This window comes from Elioraea rosea, assembly GCF_007644105.1.
GTDB lineage: Bacteria > Pseudomonadota > Alphaproteobacteria > Acetobacterales > Acetobacteraceae > Elioraea_A > Elioraea_A rosea.
In genome coordinates this window covers 104472-127024 of the sequence record NZ_VFAC01000008.1, presented here as the reverse complement: position 1 = coordinate 127024, position 22553 = coordinate 104472, and the positions used below count along the sequence as shown (strand labels likewise).

The window sequence follows — 22553 nt, the reverse complement described above, 5'->3', positions numbered from 1 at the left end:
CGCGCCGCGCCGGGTCAACCCGCCCTCAAAGCGTGATCAACTGGCCGCCTTCGGTCTCGGCGAGGAAGGTGACGACGCCGGCCACCTCGCCCTCGAGCGTGTCGTCGAGCATCTCCGGCGCGATGCCTTCCGCCTTCAGCCCCGCCTCGCACACGATCAGGCGCACGCCGAGCTCCTTCGCCGAGGCGAGGAGCTCGTCGAACCCTGCGACGCCGCGGCCGCGCAACTCCTCGTCGCGCTTCGCCGCCCCGCCGTAATGGGCAAGCGTGGTCCAGCCGGGCGAGCCGTCCTGCCGCGCGGCGAGGAAGGCGCGCACGCCCGCGTTGGTCGCGAACAGCACGACCGGCCGCGCGGTGGCGGCGGCCGCGGTGGCGAGCACTAGCGCGTAGTGCGCCCGCTCGTAGGTGCCGCTGATCAGCAGGATGCCGATCGGCGCAGGCTCGCGCCCGACGATCTCCGGCGGCAGGGGAAGCGGGTCGAACAGGCTCATGCGGATACCGTGCAGAGGGGCGGGGATGGGGTGGCGTGGGCGGAGAGGTCGGTGATGGTTGCCTGCGGGCCGCAGAGCGCGCAGGCCGGGTCGGGCCTGAGCCTGACCGTGCGGAAGCGTGCGGCAAGCGCATCCCACAGCAGCAGCCTTCCGCTCAAGCTCTCGCCGATGCCGAGGATCTCCTTCAGCGCCTCGGTCGCCTGGAGCGTGCCGAGCACGCCGGTGACCGCGCCGAACACGCCTGCCTCGGCACAGGTCGGAACGAGCCCGTCGGGCGGCGGGGCGGGGTGGAGGCAGCGATAGCATGGCTCGCCAGGTCGGTGGCTGCGGAAGGTGGAGAGCTGGCCCTCGAAGCGAAGCACGGCGGCCGAGACGAGCGTGCGCTTCGCGAGGTGGCAGGCGTCGGCGGCGAGGAAGCGTGTGGCGAAGTTGTCCGACCCATCGCAGACGAGGTCGTATCGCGAGACGAGGTCGAGCGCGTTCGCTGCCGTGAGCCGCGTCGCGTGCTCCTCGACCGTCACCTCGGGGTTGATCGCGCGCATCGCCTCTGCCGCAGAGTGCACCTTCGGCTGGCCGATCCGTGCGGTGGTGTGGGCGATCTGCCGCTGCAGGTTGGAGAGATCGACACGGTCGTCGTCGACGATGCCGATCGTGCCGACGCCGGCCGCGGCGAGGTACAGCGCGACGGGCGAGCCGAGCCCTCCCGCGCCGATCACCAGGACGCGCGCCGCGGCGAGCTTCGCCTGCCCCTCGCCGCCCACCTCGGGCAGCAGGATGTGGCGGGCGTAGCGCTGGATCTGGTCCTCGGTGAAGTCCATCCGGCTCATATGGCACGCAAGGGGGGCAGCACCAACCTGGACGTCAACGAGCCCCGGTACTGCCGAACCCGCCCGCGCCGCGACCGCTCTCTGGCAGTGCCGCGACCTCCTCCCAGTCAGCCGTCTCGTGCCGCGCGATGACCATCTGGGCAATGCGCGCGCCGCGCTCGACCGTGAAGGCCTCCTCTCCGAGATTGACGAGGATCACGCCAACCTCGCCCCGGTAATCGGCATCGATCGTGCCCACGCCGTTGGCGACCGTCACGCCGTGCCGCAGCGCCAGCCCCGAGCGCGCGCGCACCTGCGCCTCGTAGCCGGGAGGCAGCGCGATGGCGATGCCCGTCGGGATCAATGCGCGCCTGCCCGGCGCGAGCGTGACGGGCGCGGGGACGGCGGCGAGAAGGTCCATTCCCGCGGCGTGCTCCGTCGCATAGCTGGGCAGCGCGAGATCGGCCCCATGCGGCAGGCGGGTGATGGCAATGCGGATCATGCGAACACCCTCGCGATCCGCTCGGCGAGCCGCGCGGCGACCTCCGACTTCGCAAGCCGCGGCCAGTCCTCCACCCCTGCCTCGGTGACGATCTGCACCCTGTTCTCCTCCCCGCCCATCACGTCTCCCGACACGTCGTTGGCGACGATCCAGTCGCAGCCCTTGCGCGCGCGCTTGGCGGTGGCGTGCGCGACCACGTCATTCGTTTCGGCAGCAAATCCGATCACCAGCCTCGGCCGCGAAGGGCCCGGAAGCGAGAGCGTGGCGAGGATGTCGGGATTCTCCGCAAGCGCGAGCGTTGGCGGCGGCGCGCCGGCCTCCTTCTTGATCTTGCGCTCGCCTGCCTCGGCAGGTCGCCAATCGGCCACCGCAGCGGCGCAGACGGCGATGTCGGCCGGCAGCGCGGCACGGCAGGCATCGAGCATCTCGCGTGCAGATTCCACTTTCGCAACGATCACGCCCGGCGGGTCGGCGAGCGCGACCGGGCCGGAGACGAGGGTGACGCGCGCGCCGCGCTGCGCGAGGGCCGCGGCGATGGCGTGGCCCTGCCGGCCGGAGGAACGGTTGGCGATGTAGCGCACGGGGTCGAGTGCCTCCCAGGTCGGCCCGCTTGTCACCAGCGCGTGCCGGCCCGCGAGAGGCCCGCCGGCGAACAGGCCAGCGATCGCGGCGAGAAGCGCTGGCGGTTCGACGAGGCGGCCGGGCCCGTCCTCCGGTTCAGCCATCGCGCCGCTGTCGGGCCCGGCGAAGTGCACGCCGCGCGCGGCGAGCGTCGCGACATTCGCGACCGTCGCCGGGTGGGCCCACATGGTCGGGTTCATCGCCGGTGCGACGAGGATCGGTTTCGTGGTGGCGAGAAGCACGGTGCTCGCGAGGTCATCGGCAAGCCCTGACGCCATCTTCGCGATCAGGTCTGCCGAGGCAGGGGCGACGACGATCGCATCATGCTCGCGCGCGAGACGGATGTGCCCCGCATGCGTTTCGTCCTCGAGCGACCAGAGATCGCCATGCACCCGCCCGCCGGTGATCGCGGCCATGGCGTGCGGCGTGACGAAACGGGCGCCTGCCTCGGTGAGCAGTCCTGTGACGGCAGCTCCCTCCTTGCGCAGCAGCCGGGCGAGCTCGAGCGCCTTGTAGGCGGCAATCGAGCCCGACACGATCAGAAGGATGCGCCTGGCGGAGAGCGTCATGCGTCAGAGGCGCCAGCCGGAATGGATCGCCGCGATCCCGCCCGAGAGGTCGCGCCAGGAAACGCGGGCGAACCCCGCGCGGCGCATCAGCGTTGCGAGCTCCTCCTGCGGCGGGAACCTGCGGATGCTCTCGGCGAGGTAGCGATAGGCCTCCTCGTCGCGCGCTACGGTGCGGCCGAGCGCGGGCAGCACGCGGAAGGAATAGGCGTCATAGACCGGCGCGAGGGGGGCGACGGTGACGCGGCTGAACTCGAGGCAGAGGAACTTCCCACCCGGGCGAAGCACGCGGTGGGCTTCTGCGAGCACGGCCGGAATGTCTGTGCAGTTGCGCAGGCCGAAGGCGATGGTGACGGCATCGACGGAGCCATCGGGGATGGGAAGTGCCTCGGCGTCGGCGCAGAGAAAGGCGAGCTTGCCCGCCAGCGCCTCCTCCATCGCACGGTCCTGCGCGACGGAGAGCATGGCGGGGTTGATGTCGGACAGAACGACGAAGCCGCAGCCGCGCTCGAGCGCGCCGAAGGCGATGTCGCCCGTTCCGCCGGCAAGGTCGAGAAGCCGCATCGAGGGGCGGGGGGCGAGCTGGGCGAGGAAGGCGCGCTTCCAGAGGCGGTGCACGCCGAACGACATCAGGTCGTTCATCAGGTCGTAGCGGCTGGCCACGCCCTCGAACACGCTGCGCACCAGCGCCTTCTTCTCGCCGCGGCGGACGGTGCGGAAGCCGAAATGCGTGGTGTCCTCGCCGGGCGCGGCGCTTCCGGTGGCGCTCCCGGGGGCGCTCTGGGGGGCGGTGTTGTCGCTCATGCGGGGCGAGACTAGCTTCTCCGCTCTTCCGGCGCGAGAGACCACACCCCATGCCCGAACTGCCCGAGGTGGAGACGGTGATGCGCGGCCTCGCCGCGCGGCTCGAGGGCCGCGTGCTCGCGCGCGTCAGCGTCGCGCGCCCCGATCTCCGCTGGGCGCTCCCGCCTGGGCTGGCCGGGCGTGCGTCGGGCCGGCGCGTCACCGGCTTCGCGCGGCGGGCGAAGTACATCCTGATGCGGCTCGAGGGCGGCGAGACGCTGATCCTGCATCTCGGCATGAGCGGGCGCATCGTCCTTGCCCCGCCCGGAGCCAACGAGCCGCCGCCGCTGCACGAGCATGTCGTGTTCGAGACCGACGAGGGCTGGCGCGCCGGCTTCGTCGACCCGCGCCGCTTCGGCAGCATCGACCTCGCGCTCACGGCGGAGGAAGCCGCGCATCCGAGGCTTGCCTGCCTCGGCCCCGAACCGCTCGACGACGGCTTCACCGGAGCGGTCCTGTCTGCCGCGCTCGCCGGGCGGCACACGCCGATCAAGGCCGCGCTCCTCGACCAGCGCACGGTGGCGGGGCTCGGGAACATCTATGTGTGCGAGGCGCTCTTCCGCGCGCGCATCTCTCCCCGGCGCTCGGCGCATACGGTTGCCGGGGCGCGCGCCGCGCGCCTCGTTCCCGCGATCAAGGCAACGCTTGCCGAGGCGATCGCGGCGGGCGGGTCGTCCTTGCGCGACTACCGCCAGGCGAATGGCGAGCTTGGCTATTTCCAGCATGCGTGGAAGGTCTATGGCCGCGCAGGCGAGCGATGCGAGCTCTGCCCCGGCCCGCCCGCCTGCCCTGGCATCGCGAGCTACGTCCAATCCGGTCGGACGAGCTTCTCTTGCCCGCGCCTGCAGCGTTGAGTAGTGCTTCTGCTGCGGCGCAGCACGAGGCGCGCGTGAGGAAGGAACGAGATGGCTGAGCACATCCTTGTCGAGACACGCGGGGCGGTCGGCCTCATCACGCTCAACCGGCCGCAGGCGCTGAACGCGCTGTGCGACGCACTGATGGTCGAGCTCGGCGCTGCTCTGAAGGCCTTCGACGCCGATGACGCCGTGGGCGCGATCGTGCTGACGGGAAGCGAGAAGGCCTTCGCCGCGGGCGCGGACATCAAGGAGATGAAGGACAAGTCCTTCGCCGATGTCGCGGCAGACGACTTCATCGGCAATCGGTGGGAGACGGTGCTCGCCATCCGCAAGCCCGTGATCGCCGCGGTGGGCGGCTTCGCTCTCGGCGGCGGCTGCGAGTTGGCGATGATGTGTGACCTGATCATCGCCGCCGACACGGCGAAGTTCGGCCAGCCAGAGATCAATCTCGGCATCATCCCCGGCGCGGGCGGCACGCAGAGGCTCACCCGCGCGGTGGGCAAGTCCAAGGCGATGGAAATGATCCTGACGGGGCGGATGATGGATGCGGCGGAGGCGGAGCGCTCTGGCCTCGTCGCGCGCATCGTGCCCGCGGCCGATCTCGTCGCCGAGGCGATCAAGACGGCGGAGAAGATCGCCTCGCTCTCGCGCCCGGTCGTCGCGATGGCGAAGGATGCCGTCAACCGCGCCTTCGAGACGACGCTTACGGAGGGCGTGCGCTTCGAGCGCCGCGTGTTCCAGTCCTGCTTCGCGCTCGAGGACCAGTCCGAGGGCATGACGGCGTTCGCGGAGAAGCGCAAGGCGGCGTTCAAGCACCGCTGATGCCGATGCCGGCGGTTCGCGTCCCGCTTGCACGCCGGCCGCGCGCATCGCGCGGCTTGACGGGCCAGGGGGCGGGGTGTACCTGTCCGGCCCTTCGGCGCCCGGGCTCCCGTGCGCCGCGATCCGTTATCCTGTTTCGACCTGGGACGTGACCTGACATGGCCAACACCGCATCGGCGAAGAAGCGCATTCGCCAGACCGCACGCCGCACCGCGCGCAACCGCTCGGACATGTCGCGGCTGCGCAGCTTCGTGAAGAAGGTCGAGCAGGCGATCGGGTCGGGCTCGGAGACGGATGCGCGCGCCGCGCTGAAGGCGCTGCAGCCAGAACTCGCGCGTGCGGCGACGAAGGGTCTCGTGCATCGCAACCTCGTTGCGCGGAAGCTCTCGCGGCTTTCCAAGCGCGTGAAGGCGACAGGCGCAGCGCAGGCCTGACACCTGCGCGCGGAGGCGCGCAGGGACGTTCCCGTGCCGATACCTTCGTCGGTGCGAAACTGCGTGATAAGTCAAAGCCAAGTATAGGCTAACAACAGCTTAGGCTTTGTCGTTTATCCGTAACATCACCGCAAATAATGATTTGCAATCACCCCGGCCTCCTTCGTAAAACATGCGGAGGCGATGGCCGCCCGCGTGCGATGCGCGGCTGACGGCCGCAAAGCCGATCGGGGGCGCTCAGGAGAGGCGGGGCTGAGGCTGGTGCGTCGTTTGGACGGAGAGCTGGGAGCCCAGTGGGCACGCGTGCGTGGCCGCCTTCGCGAAGAAGTCGGCGAGGTCGAATACCGCACCTGGCTCAAGCAGATGACGCTCTCCGAGGTCGACGAGGACGAGGTCACCATCATCCTGCCGACGCGCTTCCTGCGCGATTGGGTAAGGAGCCACTACGGCGACCGCATCCGCTCCCTGTGGGGCGCGGAGAACCCGCGCATCCGGCGCGTCGCTCTGCGCATCGGTGCTTCGATGCCCGAAGGGCTCGCCGGCGAGGTGAGCCCCGCCGCCGCAAGCTCCGCGCTGTCCGCCACGCCCGCCGCGGCGCCGGTCGCGCCTGCCGCGAACGGTCACGATCCTGCCTCGCCGCTTCTCGAGGCGCGCAGCGACGCGCGCACCGACCTCGTGCGCACGGAATTCGCCGGTACCGTCGATCCGCGCTTCACGTTCGCGACATTCGTCGTCGGCAAGCCGAACGAGTTCGCCTACGCCTGCGCCCGCCGCGTGGCAGAGAGCGACCGCGCGCAGCCGGGCTTCAACCCGCTTTTCCTCTATGGCGGCGTCGGCCTGGGCAAGACGCACCTCATGCACGCGATCGCCTGGGCGATCCGCGAGCGCAGCCCGAAGCGCGTCGTCGCCTACATGTCGGCCGAGCGGTTCATGTACCGGTTCATCTCCGCGATCCGCAGCCAGAACACCGTCGAGTTCAAGGAGCAGCTCCGCTCCGTCGACGTGCTGATGGTCGACGACCTGCAGTTCCTCATCGGCAAGGACAACACGCAGGAGGAGTTCTTCCACACCTTCAACGCGCTCGTGGATGCGGGCAAGCAGATCGTCGTCTCGGCGGACAAGTCGCCGTCCGACCTCTCCGAGCTCGACGCACGGCTGCGCACACGCCTCGGCTGCGGCATGGTGGCCGACATCCACGCCACCACCTACGAGCTGCGCATCGGCATCCTGCAGGCCAAGGCCGCGCTCGCGGGCATGATCGTGCCGCAGAAGGTGATGGAGTTCCTCGCCCACAAGATCACGACGAACGTGCGCGAGCTCGAGGGCGCGCTGAACCGCGTCGTCGCGCACGGCCAGCTCGTCGGCCGCCCGATCACGCTCGAGAGCACCCAGGAGGTGCTGCACGACGTGCTCCGCGCGCAGGACCGGCGCGTGACGATCGAGGAGATCCAGAAGCGCGTCGCGGAGCACTACAACATCCGCCTCACCGACATGTCCTCCGCCCGCCGTGCCCGTGCTGTGGCGCGGCCCCGCCAGGTGGCGATGTACCTCGCCAAGCAGCTCACCTCGCGCTCGCTTCCCGAGATCGGCCGGAAGTTCGGCAACCGCGACCACACGACGGTGATGCATGCCTGCTCGCGCATCGCCGACCTGATGCAGCGCGACGCCGCCTTCGCCGAGGATGTGGAGCTTCTCCGCCGCATGCTCGAAAGCTGAGAGACGGCCCGATACGTCTACTGCCGTGGCCGTCTGGCATCGGTTGCCTGCGCTTCCGGTGCTCACGGCCATGAGGCCACTCCGCTCCGATTCTCGGCAACCGCGCCAACCGACTCACGGCAGCGACGTCTCGGGCCGTCTCTCGTCGCTGGTGGCCAGCGGATCAGGCGATGTCGATGACGACCTTGCCGATGGCCTTGCCGCTCTCGAGGCGGGTGTGGGCGGCGGCCACGTCGGCGAGACCGAACCGGGTCTTGTCCAGAACGGGGCGGAGCTTGCCTTCCTCGGCGAGGCGGGCGGCGGCGGAAAGGATCTCGCCTTGCCTCTCGCGGCCCGCGCCGGTCAGCATCGGCAGAAGCATGAACACGACGTGCAGCGACAGCCCCTTCGTGTGCATCAGTGTCAGGTCGGCTGTGTACTGCGACACGATCGTCACGACCTGGCCGTTGGTGCGGGCCGCTGCGAAGCTCGTGGCGATGTCCGAGCCGCCCGTCGCGTCGAACACCACGTCGAAGCCGCGCCCGCCGGTCAGCCGCGCGACATAGGCCTCGACCGTCTCGTTCCGGTAGTCGATCGTCTCCGCCGCGCCGAGGGAGCGCGCGAGCGTGGCCTTCTCGGGGCTCGAGACGGTCGCGGTCACCTTCGCTCCGGCGGCGGCCGCAAGCTGCACCGCCACATGCCCGACCCCGCCTGTGCCGCCATGGACGAGAACCGTCGCGCCCTCATGGATGCGCGCGCGGTCGAACAGCCCTTCCCAGGCGGTGATGGTCACGAGTGGCAGGGCGGCGGCCGCGTGCGCATCGAGGGTCGCGGGCGCCTTGGCGATCAGCCGCGCATCGGCCGCGATCATCGTCGCGTAGGTTCCGGGCATGCCCTTCACCCCGCCGGCGCAGCCGAACACGCGATCGCCGACCGCGAAGCCATGCACGCCGTCGCCGAGCTCGGTGACACGGCCCGCGAAGTCGCAGCCGAGCACGGCGGGAAGCGCGGGTGCGATACCGGGGCCCCGCGAGCGGATCTTCCAGTCGACCGGGTTCACGCTCGCCGCCTCGATCGCGACCAGCACTTCGCCAGGGCCTGCCACCGGGTCGGGCAGCGTCGCTTCGCGGAACAGCTCGGGCCCGCCGAACCGATCGATCACCATCGCCTTCACGTCGTTCTCCCCCGTGCCCGAACGGGCAAGCAATGGCACGTCGGGCTCAACGGCGGGAGAGGGCGACGATGTAGCTTGCCGTTTCCGTCTCGGACGGGTTCTCGAAGGCGCAGTCGGCCGGCGCGCCGAGGGCCAGGCAGTCTCCCTCCTTCAGGCTGTGCACCGCCTCGCCCTCGTGGAAGAGGAGCGCACCCGAGATCACCCAGATGCACTGGCCGCGCAGAAGCGCGTAGGACGCCGCGGGATAGGCGATGCGCGCGCCCGGCGGAAGGGACGCGAGCACGAGCTCGGGGTCGGCCCCAGGCGGCGTCAGGGCGCGGCGGGCGAGCCCCGTCTCGGGGTCGCGCCAGGTGGTCTGGTCCTCCGCGCGCGAGAGGCCTGCGCCAGGCCCTTCCGCGCGCGCAAGCAGCGCAGACACGGTCAGCCCGAATGCGCCGGAAAGGCGCCCGAGCAGGGCTGCGGTCGGGCTCGCCTCGCCGCGCTCGACCTTGCTGATCATCGCCCGCGAGACGCCCGAGCGCTCGGCGAGGACGGTGATCGACCAGCCGCGCGCCTCGCGCTCCGCCTTCAGTCGCGCGGCAAGCGGGTCGAGCGTCGAGTCGTCTTGTATCGTGCTCATGTGTCCACCATAGTGTCTAGCCTATGGATGCGCCACGTCTCCCACCTCTGCCTTCTCCCGGCCTCGGCCACAATGGTGGACCGCCCCTGGAGGAGCCTGACCCGAACGAGAGCTGGCGCCACTGGTGCTGGAAGCGGGCGCACAGGAAGGCCTGGAAGACGCCGCCGCGCGAAATCGCTCTCAGGCGCTTGGCGCGGGCCGAGGAACTCGGCATGACCTACCGGGCGTACCAGCTCGAGATTCTCGAGCGCGGCCGCTACCTCTGACCGACCAGTCTTCCGGAGCACGGCAATGACGACCGACCCAGGCCAGCGCGGCTGGACCTCCCGCACGCTTGCCGCCCAGGCGCTCGGCCATATCGACGAGGCGAGCCGCGCCGTCGTGCCGCCGATCCATCTCTCGACGACCTTCATCCGCGACCCCGACAACCAGTACCGCTCGGGCAACATCTACTCCCGCCCCGACAACGTCACCGTCCGCGAGGCGGAGGCGGTGATCGCCGCGCTCGAGGGAGCGGCCTCGGCCATGATGTTCGGCTCGGGCATGTCGGCCGCCACCGCGCTGTTCCTGGCGCTGTCGCCTGGCGATCACGTGGTGGCTCCGGAGGTGATGTACTGGTCGCTCCGCAACTGGCTGATGACGGAGGCGACGCGCTGGGGCCTCACCGTCACCCTCGTGGACATGACCGATCTTGCCGCGCTGCGTGCCGCCATCGTGCCGGGGCGGACGAGGCTCGTCTGGGCGGAGACGCCGTCGAACCCGCTCTGGTCGGTCACCGACATCGCCGAGACTGCCGCGATCGCCCACCAGGCCGGGGCAGTGCTCGCAGTCGACAGCACCTGCGCCACGCCCATCCTGACCCGCCCCCTCTCGCTCGGCGCCGACATCGTGATGCACTCGGCGACGAAGTACCTGAACGGGCATTCCGACGTTCTCGCCGGCGCGCTCGCCTCTGCACGCGAGGATGGGCTGTGGGAGAGGGTGCGGCGCAACCGCTCGACCCTCGGCCAGGTGCTCGCCCCTCTGGAAGCCTTCCTGTTGATCCGCGGCATGCGCACCCTTCCCGTGCGCGTCGCCGCCGCCTGCGGCTCGGCGATGACGCTGGCAGAGCGGCTTTCCGGGCACGCAGCGGTGTCGGAGGTGCTCTATCCGGGGCTTGCCGCGCATCCCGGCCACGAGGTCGCGCGGCGGCAGATGGAGGGCGGGTTCGGCGGCATGCTCAGCATCCGGCTCAAGGGCGGCGAGCGCGCCGCCATCGCCACTGCGGCGCGGGTCGAGCTCTGGAAGCGGGCGACGTCGCTGGGGGGCGTCGAGAGCCTGATCGAGCATCGTGCCTCGATCGAGGGCGCGGGCTCGCCCTGCCCGCCGGACCTGTTGCGGCTCTCGACCGGCATCGAGGACCCGGCCGACCTCTACGCCGATCTCGACAGGGCGCTGCGCGCCGCCAACGCCTGAACGCTTCACTCCGGAGCGCCCGGAACCGTGCCGATTCCCTTACGTTCCGCGGTTGCGGTGCTATAGTCACGCCCCCCGAGTCGCCCCCCGGCCCGGGACGCTTTCCGCCCCGCGAGACTTCACCCAGACGAGAACGAGCCCTCGGGATCAGACATGAAGATCAAGGTCGAACGCTCCGCCCTGATGAAGGCGCTCTCGCATGTGCAAAACGTGGTGGAACGGCGGAACACCATTCCCATCCTCGCCAACGTGCTGATCCGCGCCAAGGATGGTGCGCTGACCCTCGCCGCGACCGACATGGAGATCGCGGCGGTCGAGCAGGTGGCGGCAGAGGTGGTGCGCAACGGCGCGACCACGGCGCCGGCCGGCACGCTCTACGAGATCGTCCGCAAGCTGCCAGAGGGTGCGGTAATCGAGCTCGACCATCCGGGAGGCGACAGCCAGCTCGCGCTCCGCGCCGGGCGCTACGCGACCTCGCTCGTGTGCCTGCCGGTGGAGGATTTCCCAGCGCTGCAGGAAGGCGCGCTGCCGCACAAGTTCAGCCTCAAGGCCGGCGTGCTGCGTGACCTTGTCGACCGCACGCGGTTTGCGATCTCCACCGAGGAGACGCGCTACTACCTCAACGGCATCTACCTCCACATCGCCGAAAGCGAGGGCGCCCCGGTTCTGCGCGCCGTCGCGACCGACGGTCACCGGCTCGCGCGGGTTGAGGAGGACCTCCCTGACGGTGCTTCCGGCATGCCAGGCGTGATCGTGCCGCGCAAGGCGGTGCTCGAGCTCCGCAAGCTGCTTGACGACGTGCCGGCGCAGGACCTGGTCGAGATCGCGCTCTCCGACACCAAGATCCGGTTCGGCTTCGGCGCCGTCACGCTGACCTCGAAGCTGATCGACGGCACCTTCCCCGACTATGACCGGGTGATCCCGCGCGACAACGACAAGCTTCTCCGCATCGCCAAGAAGGACTTCGCGGAGGCGGTGGACCGGGTGGCAGCGATCAGCTCCGAGCGCTCCCGCCCAGTGAAGATGGCGATCGCCAAGCAGGGGCTGACCCTCTCCGCCGCGAGCCCCGAGCAGGGCACGGCGAGCGAGGAGATCGACGCCGACCGGCTGGAGTACGACGCCACGCCGATGGAGATCGGCTTCCAGGCGCGCTATCTGCGCGACATCACCGACCAGATGGCAGACAGCGTGCGCGTGGAGTTCAAGTTCCACGATGGCGCGGCACCGACGCTGATCCGCGCGGAAGGCGACCCGCGTGCGGTCTACGTGCTGATGCCGATGCGAGTCTGACGCAGCGGCGCTGCGCGGGGCAGGGCCGGCACGGATGCCGCCTGAGCCCCATATCGAGGCGATGACAGACCTACCGCCGCTCGCGCTGACGCGGCTGACGCTTTCGCGCTTCCGCTCCTACCCCGCGCTCGACCTCGCGACCGACGCGCCCGTCGTGGTGCTCGCGGGCGAGAACGGGGCGGGCAAGACGAACCTGCTCGAGGCGATCAGCCTTCTCGTGCCAGGCCGAGGTCTTCGCGGCGCGCGCATCGGCGAGCTGGGCCACCGCGCAGCGGGCGAGAGCGCGGGCGGCCTCTGGGCGGTGGCGGGTCGGTTCGTCACCCCGCTCGGTCCGCTCACCCTCGGCACGGGGGTGGAGGACGCGGCGGCGACACGGCGAACCTTCCGCCTCGATGGCGCCCCGCCGCGCGCCCAGGCCGACATCGCCGCCCGAGCCGCGGCCGTGTGGCTGACCCCGCAGATGGACAGGCTGTTCCAGGACGGCGCCTCGGCCCGCCGGCGCTTCCTCGACAGGCTCGTCTGGGCGCTCGAGCCCTCGCATGCCCGGGAGGTGGCCGCCTACGACACCGCCATGGCCGAGCGGAACCGGCTTCTGGCCGATGGCCGCGCCGACCCCGCCTGGCTCGACGCGCTCGAGGACCAGATGGCGCAGCACGGCGTCGCCGTCGCGGCGGCGCGGCGGATGCTGCTCGCACGCCTGAACGCCGCCCTTGCGGGAGGCATCGCCGGGGCCTTCCCCGCTGCCGTCGCCACGCTCGACTGCAGCGTCGATGCATCGCTCGCCGAGGTCCCCGCGCTCGCGGCGGAGGACCGGTTCCGCGCAGCGCTCGCCGCCGGGCGGGGCCTCGATGCGTCCTCGGGTGGGGCGCGGCTGGGGCCGCACAGGGCCGATCTCGTGCTGACGCACGCGCCCAAGGGGCTCGCCGCCGCCCTCTGTTCTACGGGCGAGCAGAAGGCGCTTCTCGTCGGCATCGTGCTCGCCCATGCCGCTCTGATCACCGCCTCCCGCGGCGCCGCACCGCTCCTATTGCTCGACGAGGTGGCAGCGCATCTCGACAACGCCCGCCGCGAGGCCCTGTTCGCCGCCCTGCCCGGCCTCGGTGCGCAGGTGTTCCTGACCGGCACCGAGGCCGAGATCTTTGCCCCCCTCAGCCCTGCGGCGCTCCTGCTCACGGTGCGCCCCGGAGAGGCGGTGGCGCGCGGGGCTGGTGCCCGCTTCGGCGCTGCCCAACGGCGCGTATCCGGGGTATAATCTCCGGTCACGCCGAGACTGGAAAAAACCAAGGATTCCCAACGCTATGACCGACTCCGCGCGGAACCTCGCCCCAGGGGCCGCAGACGCCTATGACGCGTCCTCGATCGGCGTCCTCCGGGGGCTCGATGCCGTGCGCAAGCGACCGGGCATGTACATCGGCGACACCGATGACGGCTCGGGCCTGCACCACATGGTGTTCGAGGTGGTCGACAACGCCGTCGACGAGGCGCTCGCCGGCCATGCGAGCCGCGTCACCGTCACGCTGAACGGCGACGGCTCCGTCACCGTCTCCGACGATGGCCGCGGCATCCCGACCGACATCCACCCCGAGGAGGGGGTGAGCGCGGTCGAAGTGGTGATGACCAAGCTGCACGCGGGCGGCAAGTTCGACCAGAACAGCTACAAGGTCTCCGGCGGCCTGCACGGCGTCGGCGTCTCGGTCGTCAACGCGCTGTCGGACTGGCTTGAGGTGCGCGTCTGGCGCAACGGGTCGGAGCACCTGATGCGCTTCGTCCACGGCGGCGAGCCCGAGGCGCCGCTCGTCGTGGTGGGGCCGGCCGAGCCGCCTGGCCGCACCGGCACGCAGGTGAGCTTCCTGCCGAGCCCGTCGGTGTTCACCAAGACCGAGTTCGACGCCGCCGTGCTCGAGCGCCGCCTGCGCGAGCTCGCCTTCCTGAACTCGGGCGTTGCCATCGTGCTGACCGATGCGCGGCACGTCCCGCCCGTGACGCACGAGCTCCGCTACGACGGCGGGCTCGTCGCCTTCCAGCACTGGCTCGACCGCGGCAAGACCGCGCTGTTCGCCCCGCCGATCTCCTCGCGTGCCGATCGCGACGGCATCACCGTCGAGCTCGCACTGTCGTGGAACGATTCCTATCACGAAACGATGTTGTGCTTCACCAACAACATCCCCCAGCGCGACGGCGGCACCCATCTCGCCGGCTTCCGCGCCGCACTCACGCGTACGGTCAACCGCGTCGCCAACGAGGTGCTCTCGAAGAAGGACAAGATCGAGATCACCGCCGACGACATGCGCGAGGGCCTGACCGCCGTGCTGTCGGTGAAGGTTCCGGATCCGAAATTCTCCTCGCAGACCAAGGACAAGCTCGTCTCCTCCGAGGTCCAGCCGGTCGTCCAGGCGCTCGTCTCCGATGCGCTGTCGCACTGGTTCGAGACGCACCCGGCGGAGACCAAGCGCATCCTCGGCAAGATGGCCGAGGCCGCGCTCGCGCGCGAGGCGGCGCGGAAGGCGCGAGACCTGACGCGCCGCAAGGGCGTGCTCGACATCTCCTCGCTTCCCGGCAAGCTCGCCGACTGCCAGGAGCGTGACCCGGCGAAATCCGAGCTCTTCATCGTCGAGGGCGACAGCGCCGGCGGGTCCGCCAAGCAGGGGCGCAACCGCGCCTTCCAGGCAATCCTGCCGCTCAAGGGCAAGATCCTGAACGTCGAGCGCGCGCGCTTCGACAAGATGCTGGGCTCGGCCGAGATCGGCACGCTCGTGACCGCGCTCGGCACGGGCATCGGCCGCGGCGAGCCTTCCGAGGGCGGGTTCGACCTCGCCAAGCTGCGCTACCACCGCATCGTCATCATGACCGACGCCGATGTCGACGGCTCGCACATCCGCACGCTGCTGCTCACCTTCTTCTTCCGTCAGATGCCGGAAGTCGTCGAGCGCGGGCATCTCTACATCGCCCAGCCGCCGCTGTTCCGCGCCAAGCGCGGCTCGGAGGAGCGCTACCTGAAGGACGAGCGCGCGCTCGAGGGCTTCCTGCTCGACCGCGCGCTCGAGAACGCCTCGCTGACGCCGGACGGCGGCGCGACGTTGATGGCGGGCCCGCTGCGCATCGCCGTGGATCGTGCCCGGTCGCAGCGCGGGCTCCTGCAGCGCATGACGGCGGCGGCACCCGTGGCGGTGCTCGAGCAGGCGGCGATTGCGGGTGCGCTCTCGCGCGATCTGCTCGCCGACACCGCCCGCGCGGGCGAGCTCGCAGGCGTCGTCGCGCGTCGGCTGGATGCCGAATCACGCCCCACCGATCGCGGCTGGACAGGCGTTGCCGAAGGCGGGCGGCTGATCTTCGCCCGCACGCTTCGCGGCGTGACCGAGCGTTACGTTCTCGACGAGCTCCTGCTTAACAGCACCGAGGCCAGGCGGCTCGACGAGCAGGCCGCCGAGCTCGCCGAGCACTGGACGAAGCCTGCCGCCTGGCGCGTCGGCGAGACGGCGCGTGCGGTCTCCGGCCCCGTTGCGCTGACCGAGGCGGTGATGGAACAGGGCCGCAAGGGCCTGACCATCCAGCGCTTCAAAGGCCTCGGCGAGATGAACCCCGAGCAGCTCTGGGAAACCACGCTAGACCCCGCGAACCGCTCGCTCCTGCAGGTGCGCATCGGCGCGGCCGAGGAGGCGGGGGAGATCTTCGCGACGCTGATGGGCGACGTTGTCGAGCCGCGGCGGGAGTTCATCGTCGAGAACGCCCTGAAGGTCGCCAATCTCGACGTCTGAGGTGCCGGAGATCCGCACCGCCGCGGCGGAGGACGAGAAGGCGCTGCACGCCCTGCTGCGGGCCTCCTTCACGCCCTATGTCGGAGCCCTCGGCCGTGAGGTGACGCCCACGGCGCATGCGCGGCTTTCCGAGGCGCTCGCGCGCGGCGGCGTCCGCGTGGCGGTCGACGGAGCGGCGATCCTCGGCTTCGCCGCGCTGCTGCCGCGTGGTGATGCGCTCGAGGTCGATCTCCTCGGGGTCGCGCCCAAGGCGCAGCGGCGCGGCCTCGGGCGCATGCTTCTCGCCGATGCCGAGGCCCAGGCACGCGCTGGCGGCTTTATACGGCTCGAGTTGCACACGGCGGCGATGTTCGCTCATCTCCTTCGCCTCTACACCGCGGCGGGCTACCGCGAGACGCATCGCGGCCTGCCGCCGCATGGCGCCGATGCCTACGAACGTGTGTTCTTCGAGAAGCACCTCTGAATTCGGTCGCCCTGCAACCGCGGCTCGCTTGACAGTTCGATCCCGAAGCGAATTGACTTGAGGCGGAGGCGAACCGCGAAGGACGGTTTGCTCCGGCGCGGGAGGGTGCGTGCGATGGCGAACGGGGCTCGGTTGGCTTTCCTCGGCGTGGCCGCTGCAATGCTGGGGCAGGGCGCGGAAGCCGCGCCGCTTGCGACGATGCAGTACTCGATCGGGTCTCTCAGCCAGGCGCTTCAGTTCATGGGCGACGGGTCGGTGCTCGTCGCGTGCGACGGGTCGGTTAGCGTCGCCTGCGATGGCTCCGTCGTGCCCGTGCCCGTCCGGGGGGCCCAGGCGGCGGTCGCCGGCGACGGGTCGGTCCGCCTTCTCACCCCGCTCGTCATGCTCGGCGACGGATCGGTCCGCCTCGTCGACACCTCGGTCGTTCCCGCGACGGAGAACGGCCTGCTTCTCCCCGCCGTCTCGTTCATTCCCTTCCCGATGATCGCCGCGACGGTCGGCGTCATCGACAATGGCGATCCAACGAGCTTCCTCATCACCTTCGGGACGGTGATGAACCTCGCCGGGCCTGGCTACAGCTACAGCCTGTCGGGCGGGGGGACGCTGACCGACATGAATGGAGATCGCGTCGGGCTCGGGGCCGGCTCGGCGTTCGGCGAAACCGCCGTGCTGTTCGGCCAGGTCGATGGCGCGCTTGTGGCATCGACCGGCACCTCCGCCTCGTTCCCGCCACCTGCGACAGGCGGCATCCCGCCCTTCGTCTATCCCTACACGGCGGCAGACGTCTCGGGCGCGGGGACCTGCGCGTCCTGCGATCTCCTGGCCATGACCTTCGCGTTCACTGCCAGCGGCGGCGGCGACAGGCTCGACCTTTTCGCGACGTTCGACGTCAACCCCGTCGGGGTTCCCGCACCCGCGCCGCTCGGCCTCCTCGCCGCCGGGCTCGCGATGCTCGGGCTCGTCCGCCTGCGCCCGGCTCGAGGCTGAGCGCGCCGCTCGTCCCGAGCGCCTACTCGGTCGCCACCGACGCAGCGAAGCTCGGCGCGGCGAGCTTTCGCTCGAGCAGCGGGAGCTTCTCTTCGGGGCAGGCGAAGACGTTGAAATGCGCCAGGACGCCTCGAAAGGCAGGAGGCAGAGCCGCGACGCCGTGCCCTCGGGAATGGTCGGGTTGAATGGGTAGGGATCGTCCTCCGCTCCGCCCTCGAGGATGAGATAGGGCTGGAACAGGCGATAGCGATGCGACTCAAGCACTGCGAGTGCAGGGCGTGCACCGGCATCGCGTACCGTCTGCTCGAGCGTGCTCTCCATCACGATGAAGGGCCGGGCCGTGCGGAGCGTGGCCTCGGCGCCGAGCAGCGTGTCGTGCTCGCTCCCCTCCACGTCGATCTTCATCGCCGTCGGCGCGGGCAGGCCGAGATCATCGAGCCGGGCGATGCGGATCGTCTCGCCCCCGCCCGTGGCCGAGACGCGCGCGATGCCGGAATGAACCTTGTCGGGAACCGTGAGCGACCCGCCCGCGTTGGTGCTTCCCGTCGCCAGGTTGTGGCACGTCACGCGGCCGGCGAGCCCGAGCGCGGTCGTGACGGAGACGAGGTCGCTATAGGTCGCGGCGGCAGGCTCGAAGGCGTGGATCGTGCCCTCGAACCCCTCGTACAGCCCGATCGTGACGCTGTAGTGGCCCCAGTTCGAGCCGATGTCGAAGAAGGTGCCGCGCGTACCGGCGAGGATGTGCAGGAGAAGGCCTGTCTCCGTCTCGAAGCCGGAGGCGAATTGCGGCAGGTAGATCGAATGGAACTGCGTGTTCGCTGCGCGGAACGGAAAGCGGAGCGTGCGCCCGCCCGTGATCACGCTCGCCTCGCCCGAGCCGCAGCGGTCGAGAGAGCGCAGCAGGTGATAGCCGAGGCGGGAAGGTGCCTTGACCGCGAGCTTCTCGGCAAACGAGCGCATCGGGCGGTAGCCGTCGCGGTAGAAGCGTGCGCTTGCGGGAACCGTCTCGGCGCGGAAGCGGACCGGAAGCGTCGCGAAGAAGGACGATCGAAGGACTGCCACGGCCCGCTCCCTGCCGGTTCGGACGGCGGCAGGTGCGCGGTCGGGGCGGCCCCTGTCAAGCAGCGCTTGCGGCGATGTCGCGTCGGCAGAACCCTTCCGGCCAGCGAACGCGATCGACGGCCGCGTAGGCCGAAGCGCGCGCCTCGGCCACGTTCCTGCCCACCGCGCCGATGCCGAGCACGCGCCCGCCCTCGGCGGTGAACCTGCCCTCGGCGAGCCTGGTGCCGGCATGGAAAACCCGCACCCCCGGCACCGCCGCCGCCTCGTCGAGCCCTTCAATGACGCTGCCCTTGGCGTAGGCGCCCGGATAGCCGCGCGTCGCCATCACTACCACGACCGAGGCGGCCTCGCGCATCCGCACCCGCACGCGGTCTAGCGCGCCGCGCGCCGCGCCATCGAGGGCGGCAAGCATGTCGCCTTCGGCGCGCAGCATCAGCGCCTGGCATTCCGGGTCACCGAAGCGCACGTTGAACTCGATCAGTTTCGGCCCCGATGCGGTGAGCATCAGCCCGCAGAACAGCACGCCGCGAAACGGGGTGCCGCGCGCGGCCATCGCGGCGAGGGTCGGGCGCACGATGCGCGCCATCACCTCCTCCTCTAGCGCGCTGTCGAAGCCCTTCGGCGGAGAGTAGGCGCCCATGCCGCCCGTGTTCGGCCCCGTGTCGCCGTCGCCTGCGCGCTTGTGGTCCTGCGCCGCACCGAAGGGAACCGCGTGCGCGCCATCGCAGAGCGCGAAGAAGCTGACCTCCCGGCCGACGAGGCACTCCTCGATGACAAGCCGCGTGCCCGCCGCGCCATGCACGCGCTCGCGCATCATCGCCGTCACGGCCGCCTCCGCCTCGGCGACGGTGGCGGCGACGACGACGCCCTTGCCTGCGGCGAGCCCATCGGCCTTCACCACGATCGGAGCGCCCTTTGCCCGCACATGGGCAAGCGCTGCGGCCTCGTCGTCGAAGGTGGCGGAGGCGGCGGTCGGGATGCCTGCCTCGGCGCAGATCTCCTTGGTGAAGGCCTTGCTGCCCTCGAGCCGCGCGGCCGCGGCCGATGGCCCGAAGCAGGCGATGCCGGCCTCCGCGCACGCATCGGCGAGCCCCGCGACGAGCGGCGCCTCCGGCCCGACGACGACGAGATCGACGGCATGCTCTCGCGCGAAGGCGACGAGCCCGGCGACGTCCTCCGCCGCGATCGGCACGCAGGCGCAGAGATCGGCGATGCCGGCATTGCCTGGCGCGCACCAAAGCATGGTGAGCTTCGGCGAGGCGGCGATGGCGGAGGCAAGCGCGTGTTCGCGGCCGCCGCCCCCGACGAGCAGAACGCGCATGAGTGACCGCCCTCCCGCTTAAACCCTGTCGGCGGATCGCATAGGATCGGCGGGCATGCAAGAGATCGCCCCCCCTGCCGCGGCAGAACGCCCGAACATCCCGGAATTCTCGGTCTCCGAGATCGCCGGCGCGGTCAAGCGGGCGCTCGAGGACCGGTTCGGCCGCGTGCGCGTGCGCGGCGAGATCACCGAGTGCAAGCGCTACCCCTCCGGCCACATCTATCTCTCGCTCAAGGACGAGAACGCCAAGCTCGCCGCGGTGATCTGGAAGAGCGTGGTGCCACGGCTCGGGCTCGACCCGGAGAACGGCGTCGAGGTGGTCGCGACGGGCAAGCTCACCACCTACGCGGACCGCTCGAGCTACCAGCTGCAGATCGACAGGCTGGACTATGCCGGCGCAGGCGCGCTTCTGGCGCGCATCGAGATGCTGAAGCAGCGTCTTGCCGCCGAGGGGCTGTTCGCGGCAGAGCGCAAGCGGCCGATCCCCCGCCTGCCGCGCGTCATCGGCGTCGTCACCTCGCCGCGCGGGGCGGTGATCCGCGACATCCTGCACAGGCTCGCCGAGCGCTTTCCCCGCCATGTGCTCGTCTGGCCCGTCGCCGTGCAGGGCCAGGGCGCGGCCGAGCAGGTGGCGGCGGCGATCGCCGGGTTCAACGCACTCGAGCCTGGCGGCGCCGTGCCGCGGCCGGATGTGCTGATCGTCGCGCGCGGCGGCGGCTCGCTCGAGGACCTGATGGCCTTCAACGAGGAGGCGGTGGTGCGCGCCGCAGCCGCGTCGGCGATCCCTCTCATCAGCGCCGTGGGGCACGAGACCGACACGACCCTGATCGATTTCGTGTCCGACCGCCGCGCGCCCACGCCGACGGCTGCCGCCGAGATGGCGGTTCCCGTGCGGCTCGACGTGCTTCGCGAGGTGAAGGGGCTCGACGCACGCCTCGCAGGCGGGCTCGCGCGCACGATGAACGAGCGGCGGCTCAGGCTCGAGCGTGCCGCCCGTGCGGTGCCCGATCTGCCCTCGCTTCTCGCAACCGCCCGGCAGCGGCTCGACGATCGCTCCGCCCGGCTCGACGCGGCGCTGCCCGGCTTCGTGCAGCGCCGGCGGCTGACGCTTGCCTCTCTCGCAGGCCGGCTACCGCACCCGCGCGAGGGCGTCGCCGCACGCCGGAACGCGCTCTCCCTTCTCGCGCAGCGGCTTCCCACCGCCCTGTCGAGGCTTGCGGAGCGGCGGCACCTCGCGCTCGCGCGCATCCGCCTGTCCGACCAGCCGGTCCGCGCCGCGCTCGCGCAGGGCCGCACGCGGCTCGAGGCGCTTTCGGCCAGGCTCGAGGGCGCATCCTACCAGGCGGTTCTGTCGCGCGGCTTCGCTCTGGTGACCGACGCCGATGGCCACGCGGTGACGCGCGCGGCCTCGGTCGCTCCGGGCGCGAGGCTCGATCTCCGCTTCGCCGATGGCCCGGTGCGTGCCACGGCCGATGGCGTCGCCCCGCGCAAGGCGTCGCCCGCGAAGCCCGAGCAAGGGAGCCTGCTATGATCCTCCTGGCGCGACGGGGCGTGCTCGGCTGCGCTCTCTGCCTTCTTGCCGCCCCGGCGGCACGCGCGCTCGAGTGGACCGGTCCCATCGCCCAGGGCGGGTTCGTCAGTGGCCGCGCCGTTCCCGGCACGCGGATCAGCCTTGACGGCACGGCCGTGCGCGTCGGGCGAGGCGGCGAGTTCGCCTTCGGGTTCGGCCGTGACGCGAGGCCCGAGAGCGCGCTCGTCGTCACCCCACCGCGCGGCAAGGCAGAGACGCGCAAGCTCTCCGTCGCCAAGCGCGCCTGGCTCGAGCAGCCGATCAGCGGCCTGCCCCAGGGCATGGTGACGCCGCCGCCGGAGACGCTCGAGCGCATCGGCCAGGAGCGCGAGCGGGTGCGCGCCGCGCGCCGGCACGACACGGACGAGCCGCTGTTCGCCAAGGGCTTCATCTGGCCGGCGACAGGGCGGATCAGCGGCGTCTACGGCTCGCGGCGCATCCTGAACGGCCAGCCGCGCGCGCCGCATCTCGGCGTCGATGTCGCGCGCCCGACGGGCACGCCGGTGCTCGCCGCCGCGCCGGGCATCGTCCGCCTCGCCGAGCCGGACCTCTACTTCCAGGGCGGCACCGTGATCCTCGACCATGGCCACGGCGTCTCCTCCTCCTACCTCCACCTCTCGCGGATCGACGTGGCCCTGGGGCAGCGCGTGGATCAGAGCCAGCCGATCGCAGCGATCGGCGCGACGGGGCGCGTCACCGGTCCGCACCTGCATTTCGAGATCGGCTGGCTCGGCATACCCGTCGATCCGCAGACGGCCCTGCCGCCGATGCCGGAAAGCTGATACCGACGCGGCCGATACCACCGTTGCCCCATCGATGCCGGAGACTGCCATGAGCCAGGCCAAGGAGTTCCACAACCTCGACAATCCGGAGGACGGGCTGTTCCGCGAGCTCGCCGATGGCGTGACGACGCGCATCTTCGCCGGCGAGCAGGCGATGCTCTCGATCGTCAGCATCGCGCCGAACCAGCAGGGCAAGATGCACCACCACCCGGAGGAGCAGTGGGGCGTGCTGCTCGAAGGCTCTGCCGTGCGCATCCAGGGTGGCGAGGAGATCGCCGTGAAGAAGGGGGATTTCTGGCGCACCCCCGGCGGCGTGCCGCACACGATGCGGGCGGGGCCAGAGGGCGCGAAGGTGCTCGACATCTTCAGCCCGCCGCGGCCCGAGTACCGCGTGGCGGGCAAGGGCTTCGGCACCGCCTGAACCTGCCTCCGTCTTCCC

Annotated in this window: 22 protein-coding genes and 1 pseudogene; 14 read left to right on the top strand and 9 right to left on the bottom strand. The window is 70.9% G+C overall.

The window, feature by feature from the left end; genetic code table 11:
• Window positions 1-25 precede the first annotated feature (25 nt).
• From FIF60_RS08035 to FIF60_RS08015, 5 genes are read right to left on the bottom strand one after another with little or no spacing between them, the layout of a single operon-like run.
• On the bottom strand, window positions 26-490 hold the full coding sequence (locus tag FIF60_RS08035; protein WP_144185537.1) for a DsrE family protein: 465 nt from the start codon (window positions 488-490) through the stop codon (window positions 26-28).
• The gene (locus FIF60_RS08030; RefSeq protein ID WP_144185536.1) at window positions 487-1308 is read right to left on the bottom strand and encodes a HesA/MoeB/ThiF family protein; all 822 of its coding nucleotides are present in this window, start codon (window positions 1306-1308) and stop codon (window positions 487-489) included. Before FIF60_RS08030 ends, FIF60_RS08035 begins: the two co-directional genes overlap by 4 nt.
• 43 nt (window positions 1309-1351) lie before the next feature.
• Entirely contained in the window at window positions 1352-1798 is a 447-nt protein-coding gene (dut, locus tag FIF60_RS08025) for a dUTP diphosphatase (protein ID WP_144185535.1), read from the bottom strand.
• Complete coding sequence (gene coaBC / locus FIF60_RS08020; RefSeq protein ID WP_144185534.1) at window positions 1795-2988, bottom strand: bifunctional phosphopantothenoylcysteine decarboxylase/phosphopantothenate--cysteine ligase CoaBC; 1194 nt, start codon at window positions 2986-2988, stop codon at window positions 1795-1797. Before coaBC ends, dut begins: the two co-directional genes overlap by 4 nt.
• Before the next feature lie 3 nt (window positions 2989-2991).
• Window positions 2992-3789 carry a class I SAM-dependent methyltransferase gene (locus tag FIF60_RS08015; protein WP_144185533.1) on the bottom strand — a complete coding sequence of 266 codons (798 nt, stop codon included), beginning with the start codon at window positions 3787-3789 and terminating at the stop codon, window positions 2992-2994.
• Window positions 3790-3839: 50 nt separating this feature from the next.
• Between FIF60_RS08015 and mutM the strand changes: the two genes are divergently transcribed.
• The 4 genes from mutM (at window position 3840) to dnaA (ending at window position 7657) form a co-directional block, all read left to right on the top strand.
• A complete protein-coding gene (gene mutM, locus FIF60_RS08010) occupies window positions 3840-4682 on the top strand; it encodes a bifunctional DNA-formamidopyrimidine glycosylase/DNA-(apurinic or apyrimidinic site) lyase (protein WP_144185532.1) in 843 nt (280 codons plus the stop codon).
• 51 nt (window positions 4683-4733) lie between these two features.
• Window positions 4734-5507 (top strand): enoyl-CoA hydratase, encoded by a 774-nt coding sequence (locus tag FIF60_RS08005; protein WP_144185531.1) that lies wholly within the window; start codon window positions 4734-4736, stop codon window positions 5505-5507.
• Window positions 5508-5665: 158 nt separating this feature from the next.
• Window positions 5666-5941 (top strand): 30S ribosomal protein S20, encoded by a 276-nt coding sequence (gene rpsT, locus FIF60_RS08000; RefSeq protein WP_144185530.1) that lies wholly within the window; start codon window positions 5666-5668, stop codon window positions 5939-5941.
• A gap of 252 nt (window positions 5942-6193) precedes the next feature.
• On the top strand, window positions 6194-7657 hold the full coding sequence (dnaA, locus tag FIF60_RS07995; RefSeq protein WP_456305144.1) for a chromosomal replication initiator protein DnaA: 1464 nt from the start codon (window positions 6194-6196) through the stop codon (window positions 7655-7657).
• 163 nt (window positions 7658-7820) lie between these two features.
• Here the strand turns inward: dnaA and FIF60_RS07990 are convergent, their stop codons facing one another.
• Window positions 7821-8849: a zinc-binding dehydrogenase gene (locus FIF60_RS07990; protein WP_239451546.1), complete on the bottom strand. Its 1029-nt coding sequence runs from the start codon at window positions 8847-8849 to the stop codon at window positions 7821-7823.
• Window positions 8850-8856: 7 nt separating this feature from the next.
• A complete protein-coding gene (locus tag FIF60_RS07985; protein ID WP_144185528.1) occupies window positions 8857-9429 on the bottom strand; it encodes a helix-turn-helix domain-containing protein in 573 nt (190 codons plus the stop codon).
• A 23-nt stretch (window positions 9430-9452) separates the two neighbouring features.
• Here FIF60_RS07985 and FIF60_RS07980 point away from each other — a divergent pair, with 23 nt between their 5' ends.
• The 7 genes from FIF60_RS07980 (at window position 9453) to FIF60_RS21520 (ending at window position 17379) form a co-directional block, all read left to right on the top strand.
• Window positions 9453-9695, top strand: coding sequence for a hypothetical protein (locus FIF60_RS07980; RefSeq protein WP_144185527.1), 243 nt, complete (start codon window positions 9453-9455; stop codon window positions 9693-9695).
• Window positions 9696-9720: 25 nt separating this feature from the next.
• A complete protein-coding gene (locus tag FIF60_RS07975; protein WP_144185526.1) occupies window positions 9721-10884 on the top strand; it encodes a trans-sulfuration enzyme family protein in 1164 nt (387 codons plus the stop codon).
• A gap of 153 nt (window positions 10885-11037) precedes the next feature.
• Window positions 11038-12174, top strand: a complete 1137-nt coding sequence (gene dnaN, locus FIF60_RS07970) for a DNA polymerase III subunit beta (RefSeq protein WP_144185525.1) — start codon at window positions 11038-11040, stop codon at window positions 12172-12174.
• A 34-nt stretch (window positions 12175-12208) separates the two neighbouring features.
• On the top strand, window positions 12209-13426 hold the full coding sequence (gene recF / locus FIF60_RS07965) for a DNA replication/repair protein RecF (protein ID WP_239451545.1): 1218 nt from the start codon (window positions 12209-12211) through the stop codon (window positions 13424-13426).
• 46 nt (window positions 13427-13472) lie between these two features.
• A complete protein-coding gene (gene gyrB, locus FIF60_RS07960; protein ID WP_144185524.1) occupies window positions 13473-15929 on the top strand; it encodes a DNA topoisomerase (ATP-hydrolyzing) subunit B in 2457 nt (818 codons plus the stop codon).
• Window position 15930: 1 nt separating this feature from the next.
• Window positions 15931-16392 (top strand): GNAT family N-acetyltransferase, encoded by a 462-nt coding sequence (locus tag FIF60_RS21525; RefSeq protein WP_158639114.1) that lies wholly within the window; start codon window positions 15931-15933, stop codon window positions 16390-16392.
• A 114-nt stretch (window positions 16393-16506) separates the two neighbouring features.
• On the top strand, window positions 16507-17379 hold the full coding sequence (locus tag FIF60_RS21520) for a hypothetical protein (RefSeq protein ID WP_158639113.1): 873 nt from the start codon (window positions 16507-16509) through the stop codon (window positions 17377-17379).
• A 252-nt stretch (window positions 17380-17631) separates the two neighbouring features.
• Here the strand turns inward: FIF60_RS21520 and FIF60_RS22370 are convergent.
• Together FIF60_RS22370 and purD are read right to left on the bottom strand one after the other, a co-directional pair.
• Window positions 17632-18339 (bottom strand): annotated as a pseudogene (locus FIF60_RS22370) (FkbM family methyltransferase); the annotation flags it as partial.
• A 157-nt stretch (window positions 18340-18496) separates the two neighbouring features.
• Window positions 18497-19762 (bottom strand): phosphoribosylamine--glycine ligase, encoded by a 1266-nt coding sequence (gene purD / locus FIF60_RS07950; protein ID WP_144185522.1) that lies wholly within the window; start codon window positions 19760-19762, stop codon window positions 18497-18499.
• Between the two features lie 55 nt (window positions 19763-19817).
• Here purD and xseA point away from each other — a divergent pair, with 55 nt between their 5' ends.
• The 3 genes from xseA to FIF60_RS07935 are packed head-to-tail and all read left to right on the top strand — an operon-like array spanning window position 19818 to window position 22535.
• The gene (gene xseA / locus FIF60_RS07945) at window positions 19818-21293 is read left to right on the top strand and encodes an exodeoxyribonuclease VII large subunit (protein ID WP_144185521.1); all 1476 of its coding nucleotides are present in this window, start codon (window positions 19818-19820) and stop codon (window positions 21291-21293) included.
• Window positions 21290-22114, top strand: a complete 825-nt coding sequence (locus FIF60_RS07940) for a M23 family metallopeptidase (RefSeq protein WP_144185520.1) — start codon at window positions 21290-21292, stop codon at window positions 22112-22114. Before xseA ends, FIF60_RS07940 begins: the two co-directional genes overlap by 4 nt.
• A 49-nt stretch (window positions 22115-22163) precedes the next feature.
• Window positions 22164-22535: a cupin domain-containing protein gene (locus tag FIF60_RS07935; protein WP_144185519.1), complete on the top strand. Its 372-nt coding sequence runs from the start codon at window positions 22164-22166 to the stop codon at window positions 22533-22535.
• Window positions 22536-22553 lie beyond the last annotated feature (18 nt).